Here is an 820-nt window from a genome sequence, read left to right on the forward strand (position 1 = left end):
GAGCTTGCTCCCGCTGGGCTGCGCAGCGGCCCTCGTTTTTGGCGGTTGCTGCGCAACCGAGCGGGAGCAAGCTCCCTCGCCACAAAAGCCGTGGTCGGCTTTAGTCCTTATGCCTGCACGCTCAACCCATACTCAGCCGCCGCATCCTGCAACCACAGCCACCAGTAATCGGAGAAGCTGCGGCGGATCACCAGTTCCCAGGTGTCTTCGGCCGTGTGGCGGATCACCAGTTGCGACTTGGCGAACACCGTTCCCACCGCTTTGCCTACCGGAAAATTGCTGGGGTGAACATCGTAGCTGGTGGACTTCATCAGCACGTCGCGCACGTTCGGGCCGGACAGTTCGAGGATCTGCTGGCCGCCGCTGACGTTGACGATCTGGATGTGCAGGTCGCCCAGCGCTTCGCGCAGCTTCTGCTCGGCGGCGAATTCTTCACCGGTCGGCACCACCAGCAGCCATTCGTCAGGGCCGAGCCATTGAAGACTGGTCTCGCCCTTGATGACGACAGCCAGGGCGCCCGGCAATTCCAGGCCCAGGGCCTTGTGCACGCCGGCGGCGAACGCTGGGTCGTGGCCGTCGCCACGAATGGTCAGGTGACCCAGGAGTTTTTTCTCGCGCACGGTCACGCCGGCGTTCTTGCGGCCCTTGCCCACCATGCTTGCGAGGTCGGCATGGTGCAGCGACGACTCGGCCTTGGCCCCGGTGGTTGGGCGTTGTTGGTACACGTTGACTGCGGTCATATGGAGCACCTGTCTGAATGCTGTTGGGTCAAGCCCTTGTGGTGGCTGTCAGGCCGTCATCGCGAGCAAGCTCGCTCCCA

1 protein-coding gene is annotated in these 820 nt (G+C 63.5%); it reads right to left on the reverse strand.

Annotated features, from left to right (window positions below; all coding sequences use genetic code 11):
* Window positions 1–107: 107 nt before the first annotated feature.
* On the reverse strand, window positions 108–740 hold the full coding sequence (locus OC610_RS28260) for a sarcosine oxidase subunit gamma (RefSeq protein WP_264432977.1): 633 nt from the start codon (window positions 738–740) through the stop codon (window positions 108–110).
* Window positions 741–820 lie beyond the last annotated feature (80 nt).

The organism is Pseudomonas agronomica (assembly GCF_025917275.1).
Lineage (GTDB): Bacteria > Pseudomonadota > Gammaproteobacteria > Pseudomonadales > Pseudomonadaceae > Aquipseudomonas > Aquipseudomonas agronomica.